The sequence below is a fragment of the Actinomadura rubteroloni genome, assembly GCF_002911665.1.
Taxonomy (GTDB): Bacteria; Actinomycetota; Actinomycetes; order Streptosporangiales; family Streptosporangiaceae; genus Spirillospora; species Spirillospora rubteroloni.
In genome coordinates, this window is the sequence record NZ_MTBP01000005.1 from 124539 (window position 1) to 143016 (window position 18478).

17 protein-coding genes are annotated in these 18478 nt (G+C 74.1%); 11 read left to right on the top strand and 6 right to left on the bottom strand.

The window, feature by feature from the left end:
• Positions 1-58: 58 nt before the first annotated feature.
• Both BTM25_RS27235 and BTM25_RS27240 read left to right on the top strand, forming a co-directional pair.
• Entirely contained in the window at positions 59-1447 is a 1389-nt protein-coding gene (locus BTM25_RS27235; RefSeq protein ID WP_103566207.1) for an MFS transporter, read from the top strand.
• A gap of 151 nt (positions 1448-1598) precedes the next feature.
• Positions 1599-1847 carry a hypothetical protein gene (locus BTM25_RS27240; protein WP_103566210.1) on the top strand — a complete coding sequence of 83 codons (249 nt, stop codon included), beginning with the start codon at positions 1599-1601 and terminating at the stop codon, positions 1845-1847.
• Positions 1848-1875: 28 nt separating this feature from the next.
• On the opposite strand, the gene BTM25_RS27245 is transcribed toward BTM25_RS27240, so the two are convergent.
• Positions 1876-2358 carry an NUDIX domain-containing protein gene (locus tag BTM25_RS27245; protein ID WP_103566211.1) on the bottom strand — a complete coding sequence of 161 codons (483 nt, stop codon included), beginning with the start codon at positions 2356-2358 and terminating at the stop codon, positions 1876-1878.
• 381 nt (positions 2359-2739) lie between these two features.
• On the opposite strand from BTM25_RS27245, the gene nirB reads away from it, so the two are divergent.
• From nirB to BTM25_RS27265, 4 genes are read left to right on the top strand one after another with little or no spacing between them, the layout of a single operon-like run.
• On the top strand, positions 2740-5280 hold the full coding sequence (nirB, locus tag BTM25_RS27250) for a nitrite reductase large subunit NirB (protein WP_103566214.1): 2541 nt from the start codon (positions 2740-2742) through the stop codon (positions 5278-5280).
• Positions 5277-5669, top strand: coding sequence for a nitrite reductase small subunit NirD (nirD, locus tag BTM25_RS27255; RefSeq protein WP_103566215.1), 393 nt, complete (start codon positions 5277-5279; stop codon positions 5667-5669). The genes nirB and nirD overlap by 4 nt, the downstream gene beginning before the upstream one ends.
• The gene (locus BTM25_RS27260; protein ID WP_103566218.1) at positions 5653-6846 is read left to right on the top strand and encodes a uroporphyrinogen-III synthase; all 1194 of its coding nucleotides are present in this window, start codon (positions 5653-5655) and stop codon (positions 6844-6846) included. Before nirD ends, BTM25_RS27260 begins: the two co-directional genes overlap by 17 nt.
• Positions 6839-7555, top strand: a complete 717-nt coding sequence (locus BTM25_RS27265; protein WP_103566220.1) for a sirohydrochlorin chelatase — start codon at positions 6839-6841, stop codon at positions 7553-7555. Before BTM25_RS27260 ends, BTM25_RS27265 begins: the two co-directional genes overlap by 8 nt.
• A gap of 19 nt (positions 7556-7574) precedes the next feature.
• On the opposite strand, the gene BTM25_RS27270 is transcribed toward BTM25_RS27265, so the two are convergent.
• On the bottom strand, positions 7575-8078 hold the full coding sequence (locus BTM25_RS27270; protein ID WP_103566222.1) for a MarR family winged helix-turn-helix transcriptional regulator: 504 nt from the start codon (positions 8076-8078) through the stop codon (positions 7575-7577).
• A gap of 101 nt (positions 8079-8179) precedes the next feature.
• Here BTM25_RS27270 and BTM25_RS27275 point away from each other — a divergent pair, with 101 nt between their 5' ends.
• Complete coding sequence (locus tag BTM25_RS27275) at positions 8180-9160, top strand: ATP-binding cassette domain-containing protein (protein ID WP_103566224.1); 981 nt, start codon at positions 8180-8182, stop codon at positions 9158-9160.
• Positions 9157-10044, top strand: coding sequence for an ABC transporter permease (locus tag BTM25_RS27280; RefSeq protein ID WP_235828725.1), 888 nt, complete (start codon positions 9157-9159; stop codon positions 10042-10044). Before BTM25_RS27275 ends, BTM25_RS27280 begins: the two co-directional genes overlap by 4 nt.
• A gap of 31 nt (positions 10045-10075) precedes the next feature.
• On the opposite strand, the gene BTM25_RS27285 is transcribed toward BTM25_RS27280, so the two are convergent.
• The 3 genes from BTM25_RS27285 to BTM25_RS27295 form a co-directional block, all read right to left on the bottom strand.
• Positions 10076-11413 (bottom strand): RNA polymerase sigma factor, encoded by a 1338-nt coding sequence (locus BTM25_RS27285; RefSeq protein ID WP_103566227.1) that lies wholly within the window; start codon positions 11411-11413, stop codon positions 10076-10078.
• Positions 11414-11571: 158 nt separating this feature from the next.
• Positions 11572-12573, bottom strand: a complete 1002-nt coding sequence (locus BTM25_RS27290; RefSeq protein ID WP_103566229.1) for a cation diffusion facilitator family transporter — start codon at positions 12571-12573, stop codon at positions 11572-11574.
• A 29-nt stretch (positions 12574-12602) separates the two neighbouring features.
• Positions 12603-13757 carry an AMP-binding protein gene (locus BTM25_RS27295; protein ID WP_103566232.1) on the bottom strand — a complete coding sequence of 385 codons (1155 nt, stop codon included), beginning with the start codon at positions 13755-13757 and terminating at the stop codon, positions 12603-12605.
• Between the two features lie 129 nt (positions 13758-13886).
• On the opposite strand from BTM25_RS27295, the gene BTM25_RS27300 reads away from it, so the two are divergent.
• From BTM25_RS27300 to menD, 3 genes are read left to right on the top strand one after another with little or no spacing between them, the layout of a single operon-like run.
• Positions 13887-14786: a 1,4-dihydroxy-2-naphthoyl-CoA synthase gene (locus BTM25_RS27300; RefSeq protein ID WP_103566234.1), complete on the top strand. Its 900-nt coding sequence runs from the start codon at positions 13887-13889 to the stop codon at positions 14784-14786.
• 47 nt (positions 14787-14833) lie between these two features.
• A complete protein-coding gene (locus tag BTM25_RS27305) occupies positions 14834-15784 on the top strand; it encodes an o-succinylbenzoate synthase (protein ID WP_103566236.1) in 951 nt (316 codons plus the stop codon).
• A complete protein-coding gene (gene menD, locus BTM25_RS27310; RefSeq protein ID WP_103566238.1) occupies positions 15781-17448 on the top strand; it encodes a 2-succinyl-5-enolpyruvyl-6-hydroxy-3-cyclohexene-1-carboxylic-acid synthase in 1668 nt (555 codons plus the stop codon). The genes BTM25_RS27305 and menD overlap by 4 nt, the downstream gene beginning before the upstream one ends.
• Positions 17449-17532: 84 nt before the next feature.
• Here menD and BTM25_RS27315 read toward each other — a convergent pair whose 3' ends face one another.
• Positions 17533-18336 (bottom strand): tyrosine-protein phosphatase, encoded by an 804-nt coding sequence (locus BTM25_RS27315; protein WP_103566241.1) that lies wholly within the window; start codon positions 18334-18336, stop codon positions 17533-17535.
• Positions 18337-18478: the final 142 nt, after the last annotated feature.

Genomic DNA, 18478 nt, shown 5'->3' on the forward strand with positions numbered 1-18478 from the left:
CGACCGTAACGGGCCGTCCCTAGCTTCTGCGGGGACGGACGAACGGGAGGGCGACAACATGACGGCGGTGACGGACGCGACGACCGGAAAGGCCGGCGCGGAGGCTCGCAGGGGCCGCTACTGGATCGACGACTGGGAGCCGGACGACGAGCGGTTCTGGTCCGCGACGGGCCGCCGCGTCGCGGTCCGCAACCTGGCCTGCTCGATCCTGACCGAGCACCTCGGCTTCTCGGTGTGGCTGCTGTGGAGCATCGCGGTGCTGAACCTGCCGAAGGTGGGCATCACGCTCTCGGTCGGGCAGACGCTGTGGCTGACCACGCTGCCGAACCTGGTGGGCGCGGCGCTGCGGATCCCGTACACGTTCGCGCCGGCGAGGTTCGGCGGGCGCAACTTCACGATCATCAGCGCGCTGCTGCTGCTGATCCCGTGCGGGCTGTTCGTGTACGCGATCGAGCACCCGTCGATCCCGTTCTGGGCGCTGCTGCTGATCGCGGCGACGACGGGCCTCGGCGGCGGCAACTTCGCCTCGTCGATGGCGAACATCACGCACTTCTACCCGGTGAAGCGGCAGGGCCTGCCGCTCGGGCTGAACGCGGCGGGCGGGAACCTCGGCACGAGCGTGACGCAGCTCGCGATGCCGCCGCTGATCGTCGCGGCCGGGCTCGTCGCGGTCGGCTGGGTGTGGATGCCGCTGGTGGTCGTGGCGGCCGTGCTCGCGTACTTCTTCATGAACAACCTGACGCGGGCCAGCGCGTCCTACACGGGCCGGGAGATGGCGGGCAGCGCCCGGGACCGGCAGACGATCGTCATGTCGGTCCTGTACGTCGGGACGTTCGGGTCGTTCATCGGGTACTCGTTCAGCTTCGGCGTGCTGATCAAGAACCAGTTCCCCGAGGTGACGGGCTCGCACGTCATCTGGCTCGGCGCGCTGGCGGGGTCGCTGGCCCGTCCGTTCGGCGGCTGGCTCGCCGACCGGTTCGGCGGGGCGCGGGTGACGATGGTGAACTTCCTGTTCATGGGCCTCGGCATCGGCGCGGTCGCCTACGCCGTCCACGCCAAGGACTGGACGGGCTTCCTCACCGCGTTCCTGTTCGTTTTCGTGACGACGGGCATCGGCAACGGCTCGACCTACAAGATGATCCCGGCGATCTTCCGGACGCGGGCCCTGGCGAAGGCGGCGGGCGATGACGAGGCGACGGCGGTCGCGGCGGCGCGGCGGCAGGCGGCGGCGGCGATCGGGCTGATCTCGGCGGTCGGCGCGGCGGGCGGCGTGCTCATCCAGCAGACGTTCCGGATCTCGATCGAGAAGACCGGCAGCATCGGGAACGCGCTGCTGATCCTGGCGGCGTTCTACCTGGTCTGCCTCGGGCTGACCTGGTTCTCCTACCTGCGGCGCGGCGGGACGGGCGAGAACGCCTCCCGGGTCTTCGCCGAGGCGGGCGTGTAGCACGGGCGCATCCCCCTGAAACGGGCGGCGGGCGTTCCCACATGGCCGGGAGCGCCCGCCGCCGTCCGCGCTCGGGAGATCATCGGCGTGGGGACGGGCGCGACCGGGTAGATCATCCGCGCGGGGCGACGGGGGAGAGGAAACGACTCTGATGGGGACCTGCGAGGTCTGCGGCAACGACTACGAGCTGTCGTTCGAGGTCCACGCGCGGGGCGGCGTGCACACGTTCGACTCGTTCGAGTGCGCGATCACCGCGATGGCGCCGATCTGCGAGCACTGCTCGTGCCGGATCATCGGGCACGGGATGGACGTGGGCGGGCGCTGGTACTGCTCGGCGCACTGCGCGCGGGTCGCCGAGCCGGAGCGGGCGGGGGCGATCCGCGACAGCGTGCCGGTGTGACACCGGGCCCTGCGGCCGGCCTCGTCCCTCAGCGGGACGGGGCCGGTTCGCGTCCGTCCTCCAGGTAGACGGCGCGGCCCTCGCCGAGAGCGCGCAGGCTCGGCACCATGCGGCGCGCGATGTGCGGCGGGGCGAGGTCGGGGATCTTGTCCGGCGCGGCGAGCGTGTAGTCGGACAGTTCGTCGGGGGGCAGCCGCAGCCGCCCGACCTCCTCGGCGGTGATCGTGCCGCCGAACACGAAGACGTTGACGGCGTCCACGCCGTCGTGCGGCGACCCCCAGTCCACGCAGACCAGGCCGCCGAGCCGGGGGACGAGCCCGAGCTCCTCCTCGCACTCGCGGACGCACGCGCGCAGCGGTGACTCGCCCTCCTCGATGACGCCGCCCGGCAGGAACCAGCCGTTCTTGTAGGTCGGTTTGACGAGCAGCACCCGGCCGAGGTCGTCGAGGAGCAGCGCCGCGGCGGCGCCGCGGGTCCGGGGCAGCGAGGCGAGGTACGCGAGGTCCGGCATGGGACGAGGCTAGACGCGGCGGCCCCCGGGCGGAGGCGGGTCGCGGCGGGACGTGGCCGGTTCGCCCGTGCGGGGGCGCGGGCGCCCTGCGATCCGTGCGGCGGTCGCGGCGGGCGGCGGCGAATGGGCCACGACGGCGGCGGACAACGCTTGACACGTGATCGTCAAGACGGGCGGCGCGGCGGCGGGACCGCCCGGCCCGCAAGGGCTCCCGGCGTTCCCGCCAAGCGGCGCCGGATTTCCGGATCGCGAAAAAAGTTCGTTAATTCGCATGGATCCGATTGCGTTATGACCACGAATCGGTTTCAGAGTGAGCGGCTTTTAACACGCCGGTGACAAAGGGGACGCAATCACGAAACGGCCTCTGCTGAGGATCGCCCCATGGACGACGGAGGGGACGCGCTCATGCATGTGGTGGTAGCCGGTCACGGGCCGACGGGCCACCGCCTGGTGGAGGCGCTGCGGGAACGGGATTCCGAGGGTTCGCTGCGGATCACGGTGCTGGGGGAGGAGACGCGCACAGCCTACGACCGGGTGGCGCTGACCTCCTATCTGACCGAGGACGCCGATCTCGGTTACCCGGCGCACGGCACGGAGGTCGAGGTGATCACCGGCGACCCGGTCGCCGAGATCGACCGGGCGGCGCGGACCGTGCGGACCGCGTCCGGCCGGGCGCTCGCCTACGACGCGCTGGTGCTGGCCACCGGGTCGTCGCCGTTCGTGCCGCCGGTCGAGGGCCGCGAGCTGCCGGGCGTCTTCGCCTACCGCACCATCGACGACCTGGACGCGATCCGCGACGCCTGCACGGCGGCGGGCGCCGGGGCGGGCGGTGTCGTGGTCGGCGGCGGGCTGCTCGGGCTGGAGGCGGCGCGGGCGCTGCAGGGCCTCGGGATGGACACCCACGTGGTCGAGGTCGCGCCGTGGCTGATGCCGCGCCAGCTCGACGAGGGCGGCGGCGCCATGCTGCGCCGCCACATCGAGGGCCTCGGCATGGCGGTGCACGCCGGGACGCCGATGAAGGGCCTGGCCGGACGCGACGGCCGCGTCGCCCGGGTGGACCTGGCCGACGGCTCGGCGATCGACGCCGCCGTCGTGGTGTTCTCCGCGGGCATCCGGCCGCGCGACGAGCTGGCGCGGGCCTGCGGCCTGCCGGTCGGCGAGCGCGGCGGGATCGTGGTGGACGAGACGTGCCGCACCGCCGACGAGGCGATCTACGCCGTCGGGGAGTGCGCCCTGGTCGGCGGCCAGGTCTACGGGCTCGTCGCGCCGTGCTTCAGCATGGCCGAGGTCGCCGCGGACGCGCTGCTGGCCCGCGCGTCCGGCCGCACGAGCGCCGCCCGGTTCGAGGGCGCGGACCTGTCCACCAAGCTCAAGCTGATGGGCGTGGACGTCGCGAGCTTCGGCGACCCGTTCGCCGACGCGAAGGACGGCGCGCTCGGCGTCACCTACACCGACCCGGTCGCGGGCGTCTACAAGCGGCTGATCGTCAGCGACGACGCCAAGACGCTGCTCGGCGGCGTCCTGGTCGGCGACGCGTCGGCCTACCCGACGCTGCGGGCCCGGATCGGCGGCACGCTGCCCGGCACGCCCGAGCAGGCGCTGTTCGGGGACGTCGAGGCGGCCGACGGCGACCTGCCCGACGCGACCGTCATCTGTAGCTGCAACAACGTCTGCGCCGGCACGATCCGGACGGCGGTCCGCGACGAGAGCCTGACCGACGTCGCCGCCGTGAAAACCTGCACCCGCGCCGGCACCACCTGCGGGAGCTGCGTCCCGCTGGTCAAGAAGCTGCTGGACGCGGAGCTGACCGCCGCGGGCATCGAGGTCAGCAAGGCGCTGTGCGAGCACTTCGACCACAGCCGCGCCGAGCTGTTCGACATCGTCCGGGTGCGGGGCATCACGACGTTCACCCGGCTCATCGAGGAGCACGGGCGGGGCCGGGGCTGCGACATCTGCAAGCCGGTCGTCGCGTCGATCCTCGCCAGCCTCGGCAACGGGCACATCCTGGAGGGCGAGCAGGCGGCGCTGCAGGACACCAACGACCACTTCCTCGCCAACATCCAGAAGAACGGCACGTACTCGGTGGTGCCGCGCATCCCGGGCGGGGAGATCACGCCGGAGCGGCTGATCGTCATCGGCGAGGTCGCCCGCGACTTCGGCCTCTACACCAAGATCACCGGCGGGCAGCGGATCGACCTGTTCGGCGCCCGCGTCGAGCAGCTCCCCGAGATCTGGCGGCGGCTGGTGGAGGCGGGGTTCGAGTCCGGGCACGCCTACGGCAAGTCGCTGCGGACGGTGAAGTCGTGCGTCGGGTCGACCTGGTGCCGCTACGGCGTCCAGGACTCGGTGGCGATGGCGATCCGGCTGGAGCTGCGCTACCGGGGCCTGCGGTCCCCGCACAAGCTCAAGTCGGCCGTTTCAGGCTGCGCCCGCGAGTGCGCGGAGGCGCAGGGCAAGGACTTCGGGATCATCGCGACCGAGAAGGGCTGGAACCTCTACCTCGCCGGGAACGGCGGGATGCGGCCCCGGCACGCGGACCTGTTCGGCAGCGATCTCACCGACGAGGAGCTCGTCCGGTACATCGACCGGTTCCTCATGTTCTACATCCGCACCGCCGACCGCCTCCAGCGCACCGCGACCTGGCTGGAGAGCCTGGACGGCGGCATCGACTACCTCCGCGAGGTCATCGTGGAGGACCGGCTCGGCATCTGCGCCGAGCTGGACGCCGCGATGGAGCGGCACGTCGCCGCCTACTCCGACGAGTGGCGCGACACCCTGGAGGACCCCGAGAAGCTCGGCCGGTTCGTCTCCTTCGTGAACGCCCCCGAGACGCCCGACCCCAGCATCGTCTTCGAGTCCGAACGCGACCAGATCAAGCCGGTCCTGGTGGCCGGCCCCCGCCTGGAGGTTGCCGCCCGATGACCATGACCACCGAATCGACGATCGGCCTGGAGGCGCCGCCCGGCGCCCGGTGGATCGACGTGTGCGCCTACGACGACCTGCTCCCCGAGCGCGGCGCGTGCGCCATCATCGACGGCGTCCAGGTGGCGGTGTTCCGCACGTTCGAGGGCGACCTGTACGCCTTGGCCAACCTGGACCCGTTCAGCGGCGCGCACGTCATCTCGCGCGGCATCCTCGGCACCCGCGCGGGCGCGCCGACCGTCGCGTCGCCGATGTACAAGCAGGTCTTCGACCTCCGCACGGGCGGCTGCCTGGACGACCCGGACGTCGCCCTGCCGACCTTCCCGATCCGCCGCTCGGCGACGGGCGACCGCGTGGAGGTGGGGTTGAGCGATGAGCACCGAGAATGAACCGCTCGCCGGATTCGCCGTCGGGGTGACCGCGGCGCGCCGCCACGAGGAGCTGGCCACGCTGCTGGAGCGCCGGGGCGCGCGCGTCGTCCACGCCCCGGCGATCCGCCTGATCCCGCTGGCCGACGACGTCGAGCTGCTGGAGGCCACCCGCGAGTGCGTCTCCCGCCCGTTCGACCACCTCGTCGTGACCACCGCGATCGGGTTCCGCGCCTGGCTGGAGGCCGCCGACGGCTGGGGCCTGCGCGACGGGCTGCTGGACCGGCTCGCCGGGGTGAGCGTGCTGGCGCGCGGCCCGAAGGCGCGCGGCGCGATCCGCTCGGCCGGGCTGACCGAGCGCTGGTCGCCGTCCTCGGAGAGCTGCGCCGAGGTGCTGAAGCACCTGCTGGAGCAGGACCTGGCGGGCCGCCGCGTCGCCGTGCAGCTCTACGGCGAGCAGCTCCCGGAGTTCACCGGCGGGCTGCGCGCGGCGGGCGCCGAGGTGATCGAGCTGCCGGTGTACCGCTGGTCGCGCACCGACGACTCCACGCCGCTGCGGCGGCTGGTCGGGCAGGCCGTCGCGGGCACGGTGGACGCGATCACGTTCACCAGCGCCCCGGCCGTCGCCGCGACGCTCGCCGTCGCGGCCGAGGACGGCCTGGAGGACGCGCTGCTGGAGACCCTGCGCACCAACGTCGTCGCCGCGTGCGTCGGCCCGGTCACCGCGCAGGCGCTGACCGAGCGGGGCGTCCCGACCGTCCAGCCCGAGCGGCCCCGCATCGGCGCGCTCGTGCGGGCGCTCGTGTCGGAGCTGCCGCGGCACCGGTCGCGGCGGCTGCAGGTGCGCGGCACGTCGCTGGAGCTGCGCGGGCACGCGGTCGTCCTGGACGGCCAGCTCCGCCCGATCGCGCCCGCGCCGATGGCGATCCTGCGGGCGCTCGCACGACGTCCCGGGCACGTGGTGTCGCGGGCCGAGCTGACCGGCGTCCTGCCGAGCCGGCTGGTGATGAGCGGCGCGCCGTGGTCGCGCGACACCCGGCCGCAGGCCGACGAGCACGCCGTCGAGATGGCGGTGGCGCGGCTGCGGCGCGGCCTCGGCCGCTCGGGGATCGTGGAGACGGTCGTGAAGCGCGGCTACCGGCTCGCGTGCGACCCGCGGCTGGCCGAACCGGTCGGGGCGGAGTTCGGCGGTGCGTGACGGCGCCCCGGTCCTGCTGGCGGTCGCGCACGGCACCCGCAGCGCCGCGGGCGTCGCGGCCGTGCGGGAACTGCTGCGCCGGGTCCGGGCGCTGCGGCCGTGGGTCCCGGTCGCCGAGGCCTACGCCGAGATCGCCGAGCCCCGGCTGGAGGACGCCCTGCGCGCCGCCGGGGACCGGCCGGTCGTGCCGGTCCCGCTGCTGCTGGCGCGCGGCTACCACGCGCTGATCGACATCCCGGGCCGGGTGGAGCGGCTGCGCCCGGACGCGCTGCCGGGCCGTCCGCTCGGCCCCGACCCGCTGCTCGCCGACGCGCTCGCCGCCCGGCTCCGCGCGCTGGGCGAGCCGCGGCGCGGGGACGCGGTGGTCCTGGCCGCGGCGGGCTCGTCGGACCCGGTCGGCGTCGCGGACGTCGAGGCGGCGGCGCGGCTGCTGTCGCGCCGGCTGCGGCGCCCGGTGGCGACCGGGTTCGTCGCGGCGGGCGGCCCGTCGCTCGCCGACGTGGTCGCCGACCTGCGCGCAGCCGGCGCCGAACGCGTCCTCGCGGCGTCCTACGTGCTCGCGCCCGGGTTCTTCCACGACCGCATGGCCGCGTCCGGCGCGGACGCGGTCACCGCGCCGCTCGGCGCGCACGACGCCGTGGCGCGGCTGCTGCTGCGGCGCTACGACCAGGCCCGCCTGAGCGCGGGCTCGGCGGTGCCGGTCCCCTGACCTCTCGTCCGGCCCCCGGTCAGGGGACCGCGCTTCCGCCCTGCGCCGCGTCCGCGAACCGGGGGTCGTGGTGGGCGAGGACTTTGCGGACGAGCGCGCGGAACTGCTCGGTCTCGGCGGGCGTCAGCGCCGCGAACAGGCGCGCGTCGCGCTCGCGCAGCCGCTCCAGGTCGGCGCGCAGGAAGCGGCGCCCCTCCTCGGTGATCTCGACGGCGTAGCGGCGGCGGTCGGCCGGGTCGCGGCGCCGGACGGCGTAGCCCGCGCCCTCCAGATCGTCCAGGATCCCCACCAGGTCGGCCGGGTCGGTGCGCACCCGGTCGCTGATCTCCCGCTGCGCGAGCGCGCCCTCGTCGGCCAGGCACGCCAGGACGATCACATGCGGCCAGCGCACGACGCCGCCCCTGCCCCGTCCGGGCCGGGACGTCCCGCCGCCCGCCTCGCGGCGGATCAGCCGGACCAGCTCCACGGTCAGATACGTCGGCATCGCCAGGAACGTGTCGGGCGGGGCCTCGCGCTTGTCCATCGGATCGTCCTCGGGGTCGGGGCGACATTTCTCTCTTGACCGGAGAGATGGGACAAGCCTACGGTAGGCGCGGCCCACGGACGAACCGCGAGGGAGGCCGGATGCGGGCAGGAGAACCGGCCGTCGAGGCCGACGGACTGGTGAAGACGTTCGGGGACGTGACGGCCGTCGCGGGCATCGACCTGCGGGTCGCCCAGGGGGAGGTGTTCGGCTTCCTCGGCCCGAACGGCGCGGGCAAGTCCACGACGATCAACATGCTCTGCACGCTGCTGCGCCCGTCGGGCGGGGCGGCGCGCGTCGCGGGGCACGACGTGGTGACCGGACGCGACGACGTCCGCCGCAACATCGGCCTGGTCTTCCAGGACCCGACCGTCGACGGCTACCTCAGCGCCGAGCAGAACCTGCGCTTCCACGCCGAGCTGTACGGCGTCCCGCGCAACCGCACCGCCGACCGGATCCGGCAGGTGCTGGAGATGGTCGCGCTGTGGGACCGCCGCGCCGACCTCGTCCGGACGTTCTCCGGCGGGATGCGGCGGCGGCTGGAGATCGCGCGCGGGCTGCTGCACGCGCCGCGCGTGCTGTTCCTGGACGAGCCGACCGTCGGCCTGGACCCGCAGACCCGCGCGTCCATCTGGGACTACATCCGGCGGCTGCGGGACGCCGAGGACGTCACGATCTTCATGACCACCCACTACATGGACGAGGCCGAGTACTGCGACCGCATCGCGATCATGGACTCGGGGCGGATCGTGGCGCTCGACACGCCCGAGGCGCTGAAGGCGGGCGTCGGCGCGGACCGCGTCCGGATCCGCACGTCCGACGACGACGCGGCCGTCGCGGCGCTGAAAGAGCGGTTCGGGCTGGACGCCGTGGTCGCCGACGGGCAGGTGACGTTCAGCGTCGCGTCCGGCGGGGAGTTCGTGCCGCGCCTGTTCGCGGAGCTGGGCGTGCCGATCAGCGCGGTGAGCGTGGCGCGGCCGTCGCTGGACGACGTGTTCATGAAGTTCACCGGGACGTCGATCCGCGACGCCGAGCAGGGCGGCGCCAACGACGCGCTGCGGATGAGGATGCGGGGGAGATGACCGGCATGGGAACCCAGTCCGCTCCGGACGTGGTGCGCGTCCGGGTGCCCGGGCGGAGCGTGCGGCACGACCTGCGCGCGATCAAGATCGTCCTGCACCGGGAGCTGATCCGCTTCTGGCGGGACCGGATGCGGATGGTGTCGGGGCTCGTCCAGCCGGTGCTGTGGCTGCTGGTCATGGGCACCGGGCTGTCGGAGCTGGTGCGCGGCGGGACGACCGCCGCCGGCGGCACCGTCGACCTGCGGACGTTCATCTTCCCCGGCGTCTGCGCGATGTCGGTGATGTTCACGGCGATGTTCTCCGCCGCGTCCATCGTGTGGGACCGCGAGTTCGGGTTCCTGCGCGAGATGCTCGTCGCGCCGATCAGCCGGGCGTCGATCGTGATCGGCAAGTGCGTCGGCGGGGCGCTCGTCGCGACGCTCCAGGGCGTGGTGATCCTCGCGCTGGCCGGGCTCGCGCACGTCCCGTACCACCCGGTGCTCCTGCTGGAGATGCTCGGGATGATGTTCCTGTGCGCGTTCGCGCTCACCGGGTTCGGCGTCATGCTGGCCGCGCGCATCACCACGCTGCAGGCGTTCTTCGCGCTGAACCAGATGGCGCTGATGCCCATGATGTTCCTGTCGGGCGCTCTGTACCCCCTGAACGGGCTGCCGGCCTGGCTCGGCGTCCTGACGCGGTTCAACCCGCTCACCTACGCCGTCGACCCGATGCGGCACATCGTCTTCCGGTACCTGCACACCGACGCGGCGCTGCGCGCCCGGTTCAACCCCGGCGTGACGTGGAACGGGTGGCACGTCCCGATCTGGCTGGAGATCGTCATCGTCGCCGCGATGGGCCTGGCGATGATGGGCGTCGCGATCGTGGAGTTCCGCCACGGCGACTGACGCGCGGGGCGCCGGCCGCCGGGGGACCGGGCTAGACGGCGAAGTCGAGCAGGGGACGGGCGTTGCTCGGGTGCCGCAGCTTGGACAGCGACTCCTTCTCGAGCTGCCGGATCCGCTCGCGCGTCAGGCCGAGAGCCTTGCCGATCTCGTCCAGTGTGCGGGGCGTCCCGTCGTACAGCCCGAACCGCATAGCCATGATCTTGGCCTCGCGCGGGGACAGGACGTCCAGCGTGCGGCGGAGCTGGTCGGCCATGAGCTGGCGGTCGACCAGGTCGGCGGCCTCGGGGCTGTCGGTGTCCTCGATGAGGTCGCCGATGCGGGTCTCGCCGTCCTCGCCGATCGTGGAGTCCAGGCTGATCGGCTGGCGGCTGGTGCGCAGCAGCTCGCGGATCTGCTCGGGGCTGCGGTCCAGCTCGACGGCCATCTCCTCGGGCGTGGGCTCGCGGCCGAGCCGCTGGTGCATGTCCCGCTCGACCCGGCTGACCTTGCTCAGCAGCTCCAGGACGTGGACGGGCAGCCGGATCGTCCGCGCCGAGTCGGCGAACCCGCGCTGGATCGCCTGCCGGATCCACCACATCGCGTAGGTGGAGAACTTGTAGCCCTTGGAGTAGTCGAACTTCTCGACCGCGCGGATGAGCCCGAGGTTGCCCTCCTGGACGACGTCCAGCAGCGACAGGCCCCGGTCGGAGTACTTCTTCGCGACCGACACGACGAGCCGCAGGTTCGCCTCCAGCATGTGCGCCTTGGCGCGCTGCCCGTCGGCGACGACCCACTCCAGGTCGGCGCGCAGGTCGTCGGGGACGTCCCCGCTCTCCAGCTTGTACTCCGCGTACAGGCCGGCCTCGATGCGCTTGGCCAGCTCGACCTCCTGCTCGGCGGTGAGGAGCTGGCGGCGGCCGATGGCCTTGAGGTAGGTGTGGACGGAGTCGCCCATCACCGTGGTGGTGTCGTCCAGGTCGGGGGCGGGCTCGACCTCGACCTCGGTGACCTCGAACGGCTCGGTGTCGGCGTCGCCGGCGGCCGGGACGGGGGGAGCGGCGGGGGCGGCCATGACGGCGTCCTTGGCGGTCGTGCCGGTGGTCGCGGCGGCGGCGCGGCTGACGCGCCGCTTGCGGGCGGGGGGCTTGCGGGCGCCGTCGGCGGCGCCGGGCGCCGCTCCGTCCTCGTCGCCCTCGGTCATGCGGATTCCGGCGTCGGCGAGCCCGCGCAGGATGGAGCGGCCGCGGGCGGGGCTGACCCCGGCGGCGGCGAAGGCGCGGCGGACCTCGTCCAGGGCGAGACGGCCCTGCGCGCGGCCTCGCTCGATGAGGTCGTCCAGGGCGGGACCCGGCGGCTCCGTGAGCGGGGTCTCGGCGGCGGATCGCGGCATGGTGGCGCCCCCTCCCTTCGGTCGTGATGGGTGCGGCGGAGACGTTTTCTCTCGTGACGCGCGCAATAACGGGAACGTCGGACAGAGGTCCCGTTGTTCCCGGCGGCGCCCGTCCGGGGGTCCGGACCTTGCCTTACTATGTAAAGGTCACGGGCGGGTCAGCTCGCGCTCGGGCGCTGGCCGAGCGCATGCCCATAGCGGGCCACAACGCGTGCACGCAGGTCCGGATCGTCGCGCGGGACGGGCTCCAGGAACACCTCGTCGATCTCCGGATGGGCGTCCTGCAGCTCGCGGGCCAGGCGCACGCACGTCCGCTCCACGTCCCCGGACGTCAGCCCGTCGCGGAAGTCCAGCCGGGCGCAGACGAGGACGCGGTCGGCGCCGACCGTCATCGTCACGAGGTCGACCAGCCAGTCGATCTCGGGCGCGGCGGCCAGCCGGTCGCGGACGCCGCCGACGAGCCGGGGGTCGGCCTGGACGCCGATGAGCAGGTTGAGGTTCACGCGGCCGAGCGCGAGGGCGACGGCGGTGAGCAGCACGCCGATGAGGACGGAGCCGACGCCGTCCCAGACGGCCGCGCCGGTGAGCTGGTGGAGGCCGAGGCCCCCGAACGCCAGCAGCAGGCCGGTGAGGGCCGCCGAGTCCTCCAGCAGGACGCTGAGCGAGGTCGGCTCGTCGGTGCGCCGCAGGTAGGCCAGGAAGGGCAGGCCCTCGGCGCGGGCGTCGGCGCGGACCTGCCGGACGGCCTGCCGCCAGGAGATCCCCTCCAGGACGAACGAGACGGCGAGGACGGCGTAGCCGACGCGCGGATCGGTCCCCCCGTGCCCGGCGATGATCGTCTCGACGCCCTGGTAGAAGGCGAACAGGGCGCCCATGCCGAAGATCGCGACGGCGACGAGCAGGGTCCAGATGTAGCGCTCCTTGCCGTGCCCGAAGGGGTGGCGGCGGTCGGCGGGGCGTCCGCTGCGGCGCAGGCCGACGAGCAGGAGGACCTCGTTGAAGGTGTCGGCGACGGAGTGGGCGGCCTCGGCGCCCATCGACGCCGAGCCGGTGAGCACGGCGGCGGCGATCTTGGCGATGGCGATGCCGAGGTTGGCGGCGAGCGCCAGGAAGACCGTCAGGGTGCTCTCGTGTCCCTGGTCGCGGGCGGGCTGCGTCATGGTGCGGCTCGTTCCCCGCCGCCGGGGTCCTACTCCGGGGGGCGGCGCAGGAGGGCGCGGTCGGGCTTGCCGGACGGGAGCAGCGGGATCTCGGCGACGAGGTCGAGCGCGCGGGGCGCGGCGGGGGCGGGCAGGTCGGCGCGGACCCAGTCGCGCAGCTCGTCCAGGGACGGCGGGGGGCCGGCGGGGACGACGACGGCGGTGACGCGCTCGCCCCATTCGGGGTCGGGGCGGCCGACGACGGCGACGTCGGCGACGGCGGGGTGGCGGGCGAGGACGGCGGCGACCTCGCCGGCGACGACCTTCTCGCCGCCGGTGTTGATGACGTCGTCGGCGCGGCCCCGGACGCGGAACCGTCCGTCCTCCAGGACGCCGAGGTCCTGGGTGACGTACCAGTCGCCGTCGCGGGCGGCGGCGGTGAGGTCGGGGCGGAGCCGGTAGCCGGTGAACAGGACGGGTCCGGCGACGCGGACGCGGTCGCCGGGGCCGACGGCGACGCGGACGCCGTCGAGGGGGACGCCGTCGTAGGCGCAGCCGCCGCAGGTCTCGCTCATGCCGTAGGTGGTGCGGACGCGGGCGCCGCGGGCGCGGGCGCGGTCGAGGAGGGCGGGGTCGGCGGCGGCGCCGCCGAGCAGGATGGTGGCGAAGCGGGCGAGGTCGGCGCCGGCGTCCAGGAGGCGGCGGAGCTGGGTGGGGACGAGGGAGACGTGCGCGGCGGGGGAGGCGGCGACGGCGGCGGGGTCGAAGCGGGGGTGGATCTCGGGGTCGGTGCCGGCCAGGAGGGACCGGACGAGGACCTGGAGCCCGGCGATGTGGCTGGTGGGGAGGCAGCAGAGCCAGCGGTCGCCGGGGGCGGCGCCGACGCGGTCGAGGGTGGCGGCGGCGGAGTGGCGGAGGGCGGCGGCGGACAGTTCGACGGCCTTGGGCGTGCCGGTGCTGCCGGAGGTGGCGATGAGGACGGCCGTGCCGGGGTCGACGGGGACGCCGCCGGGCCGCGTGGTGGTGCCGTCCTCGGTGGTGACGGCGTGCGGGGCGGCGGCGTCCAGGAGGGCGGTGCGGGCGGGGGCGGGCAGGTCCGGGGGGAGGGGGAGGATCGCGGGTCCGGTGCCGTCCAGGGCCGCCGCGAGGGCGGTGAGCAGGCGGGGGCCGGGCGGCAGGGCGACGGCGTGGAGCGGGCGGTCCATGGGGCGTCACGCTAGTACGGGGCGCGCGGCGGGGAGCGGCCACCCCGCTGAACGCGTTCATCTTCCGGCCCGGTTGAATAATGGGCCACGGCCGGGCGGCGACGGCGCCGCGGCAGGGAAGGGGAACTCATGGTCTCGGAGCTGTTCGACCCGTCCGCGTGGAAGGAGGTGGAGGGGTTCGGGTTCACCGACATCACCTACCACCGGTCGGTCGAGCACGGGACGGTCCGGATCGCGTTCGACCGCCCCGAGGTCCGCAACGCGTTCCGTCCCCACACCGTCGACGAGCTGTACCGGGCGCTGGACCACGCGCGGATGTCCAGCGACATCGGGTGCGTGCTGCTGACGGGGAACGGGCCGTCGCCCAAGGACGGCGGCTGGGCGTTCTGCTCGGGCGGGGACCAGCGGATCCGGGGCAAGGACGGCTACAAGTACGCCGAGGGCGAGACGTCGGAGACGATCGACCCGGCGCGGGCGGGGCGGCTGCACATCCTGGAGGTGCAGCGGCTGATCCGGTTCATGGGCAAGGTCGTGATCTGCGTGGTGCCGGGGTGGGCGGCGGGCGGCGGGCACAGTCTGCACGTCGTGGCGGACCTGACGCTGGCCAGCCGTGAGCACGCCCGGTTCAAGCAGACCGACGCGGACGTGGCGAGCTTCGACGGCGGGTTCGGGTCGGCGTACCTGGCGCGGCAGGTCGGGCAGAAGTTCGCGCGGGAGATCTTCTTCCTCGGCGACACCTACGACGCCGACGCGGCGCACCGGATGGGGATGGTGAACGCGGTCGTCCCGCACGCCGAGCTGGAGCGCACGGCGCTGGAGTGGGCGCGGAAGATCAACGGCAAGAGTCCGACGGCGCAGCGGATGCTGAAGTTCGCGTTCAACATGATCGACGACGGTCTGGTCGGGCAGCAGGTGTTCGCGGGGGAGACGACGCGGCTCGCCTACGGCACCGACGAGGCGGCCGAGGGACGGGACTCCTTCCTGGAGAAGCGCGCACCCGATTGGTCGCGTTTCCCGTGGTACTACTAGGATTTCCCGATCTTTTTCCGGACGGCACGAGGGCAGGGGGCGAGCGCGTGCGGGTCTACTCCATCCCGATGCGGACGCGGTTCCGCGGCATCACGCGGCGGGACGGGGCGCTCCTGCACGGCCCAGCGGGATGGGGTGAGTTCTCCCCGTTCGCCGAGTACGGCCCGGCCGAGGCGGCGCGCTGGCTGGCCGCCGCGCGGGAGGCCGCGCACGAGGGGTGGCCCGCGCCGGTCCGCGACGGCGTCCCGGTGAACGCGACGATCCCGGCGGTCGGGCCGGAGCGGGCGTTCGCGCTGGCCAAGGAGTCCGGCTGCCGCACCGCGAAGGTGAAGGTCGCCGAGCCGGGGCAGTCCGGCGCCGACGACATGGCGCGGGTGGAGGCCGTCCGCGACGCCCTCGGGCCGGACGGGCGGATCCGGGTGGACGCCAACGGCGGCTGGGACGTCGACCAGGCCGCCGCGATGATCCGCTCGCTGGACCGGTTCGAGCTGGAGTACGCCGAGCAGCCGTGCCCGACGCTGGACGACCTGAAGCGCGTCCGGCTGCGCGTGGACGTCCCGATCGCCGCCGACGAGTCGGTGCGCCGCGCCGAGGACCCGCTGAAGGTCCGCGCGGCGGGCGCGGCCGACATCGTGGTCTTGAAGGTGCAGCCGCTCGGCGGGGTGCGGGCGGCGCTGCGCGTCGCCGAGGCGGTGGGGCTGCCGGTCGTGGTGTCGAGCGCGGTGGAGACGTCGGTGGGCCTGGCGGCGGGGGTGGCGCTCGCGGCGGCGCTGCCGGAGCTGCCGTTCGCGTGCGGGCTCGCGACGCTGTCGCTGCTGGAGGGCGACGTGGTGGACGCGCCGCTGGTCCCGGTGGACGGCGTGCTGCCGGTGCGGCGTCCGGACGTGGACCCGGCCGCGCTCGCCCGCCACGAGCCGGGCGGGGACGCGGCGGAGCGCTGGGCGGAGCGGGCGCGCTCGGCCGGGCGTCATCTGCCCGGCGCGGAGCCGTCGCGGTGAACCCGGCCACGGCCCTGGCGACCGTCCTGGTGGACGAGCTGCTGCGGTGCGGGATGACCGACGCGGTCCTCGCGCCCGGTTCGCGGTCGGCGGCGCTGGCGCTGGCGCTGCACGAGGCCGAGAGCGCGGGGCGGGTCCGGCTGCACGTGCGGATCGACGAGCGGTCGGCGTCGTTCCTCGGGCTCGGGCTGGCGCGCCGGTCGGGCCGTCCGGTGGTGCTGGTGTGCACGTCGGGGACGGCGGCGGCGAACTTCCATCCGGCGGTCATCGAGGCGCACGAGGCGGGTGTGCCGCTGCTGGTCGTCACCGCCGACCGTCCGCCGGAGCTGCGGGCGACGGGCGCGAACCAGACGATCGACCAGGTGAAGCTGTACGGGACGGCCGTGCGGTGGAGCGCGGAGATCGGTGTGCCGGAGAACCGGCCGGGGATGGTGTCGTACTGGCGGTCGCTGGCCAGCCGCGCGTACGGGCTGGCGCAGGCGCCGTCGCCGGGTCCTGTGCACCTGAACGCGGCGTTCCGGGAGCCGCTCGTCCCCGACGGCGACGACACGTGGTGCGAGCCGCTGGACGGCGACGCGACGGGCGCGTGGACGCGGGTCCGGGCGGCGACGCCGGGGTCGGTGCTGCACGTGCCGCCGACGCGGCGCGGGATCCTCGTGGTCGGGGACGGCGCGGTGAACGTCAAGCGGTACGTGGCGGCGGCGTCGATGGCGGGGTGGCCGGTGCTGTCGGAGCCGTCGGGCAACGCCCGCTACGGCGACCACGCGCTGTCGGCGCACCATTTCCTGCTGGGCGTCCCGGAGTTCGTGGAGCGGCACCGGCCCGAGGTGGTCGTGACGCTCGGGAAGCCGGGGCTGTCGCGGCCGCTGCTGGCGCTGCTGCGGCGGGCCGAGGAGCACATCGTGCTCGCGCCGGACCTGGCGCGGTGGCCGGACCCGGTGCGGTCGGCGACGCAGGTCGCGCAGGACGTGGAGATCCCGGTGGTGTCGGGCGACGACGCGTGGCTGCGGTCGTGGCGGGCCGCCGACCTGGCCGCCGCCGCCGCGATCGACCGGGTGCTGGACGCCGTCCCGGAGGTCAGCGAGCCGCGCCTGGCGCGGGACCTGGTGGCGTCGCTGCCGGGCGGGGCGCTGCTGTTCACGTCGGCGAGCATGCCGATCCGGGACCTGGACCAGGTGATGCGGCCCCGGCGCGGCGTCCGGATCATGGCGAACCGGGGGGCGAGCGGGATCGACGGGCTGGTGTCGTCGGCGATGGGAGCGGCGCTGGCGCACGGCGGACGGTCCTACGCGCTGCTGGGGGACCTGGCGTTCCTGCACGACCAGAACGGGCTGCTGGCCGGCGCGGGGGAGCGGCGTCCGGATCTGGCGCTGGTCGTCGTGAACAACCGGGGCGGGGGGATCTTCTCGCTGCTGCCGCAGGCGGCGGTGCCCGACCCGTTCGAGCGGGTCTTCGGGACGCCGCACGACGTGGACCTGGAGGCGGTCGCGGCGGCGCACCGCGTCCCGTACCGGCGGCTGGAGGCGGCGGCGGACCTGCCGAAGCTGGTGGCGGGGGAGGGCTTGCGGATCATCGAGGCGCGGACGGACCGGGCGGTGAACGCGGACCTGCACGCGGAGTTGCGGTCGGCGGCGCAGGGGGCCGTGCGGGAGCTGCTGGCCTGAGCGCGGCGGGACCGGGCGGCGCCGGGCTCCGTTGCCCGACGTGAACTTACAATGTAAAGGTGCCCGGCGTTTCAGCCGTCAATTTCAGGAACCCACCAGACGATCGACGAGCGCGGCAGTGTCCTCGTCGGTCCAGCCGTTGCGGGCGAGCCAGCCGAGCGGGCCGCCGAAGCTCTCGTCCACGCGGGCGAGGAACTTCTCCATGATCTCCGCGTGCGGCCGGTGGGTGTCGGACGGGCGGGAGTCCAGGTCGGCGGCGTAGGTGGTGGAGCCGCGGAGCCGGCCGAGGATCCGGTCGAGGCGGTCGCCGGTCGCGACGTAGTCGGCGACGACGGCCTCGCGGTGGACGCCGACGGCCTCCAGCGCGAACGCGCACACGACGCCGGTGCGGTCCTTGCCGGCGGCGCAGTGGACGATGGCCGAGCCGTCGGCGCGGGTCATGACGCGCAGGGCGGCGACGATGTTGTCGGCGCGGTCGTCGAGGTAGCCGAGGTAGTGGGCGATCGAGCGGTCCTGTTCGGGGCCGCCGTGGTCGTCGCGGTGCTGCCAGGGGAGGACGCGGTCGAGGTCGACGGTGTCGGCGGCGACGTCGGTGTTGCGGCCGCCTTCGGCGAAGAGGGAGAGGTGGTGGAGGGTGACGGAGGGGGTCCGGGCGAGGGGTCCGGGGCCTTCGAGGCGTACTTCGGTGTCGCTGCGCAGGTCGATGACGTTCTTCAGGCCGTAGTCGTCCAGGAGGAGGCGGACGTCGGCGACCGTGAGGTCCTGGAGGTTGTCCGAGCGCAGGACCCGGCCGCGCCGGGTGGTCCGGCCGTCGGCGGTCGGGAGTCCGCCGAGGTCTCGCACGTTGACGGCGCCGTCCAGGGGAATCCACCGCGTGCTTTGGTTCATGTCTTGTAACTGTATCGGGCGAAACATGCCGGTCTTTTACTGAGGGTGGGGTTGGCGGGTCAGGCGGTGGGTTGCGTGGACCCGGTACTTGAGGGGTGGTCGGGGGTTGGCTCTGGCGGGGGGCGTGCTTTCGGGGGTGGTG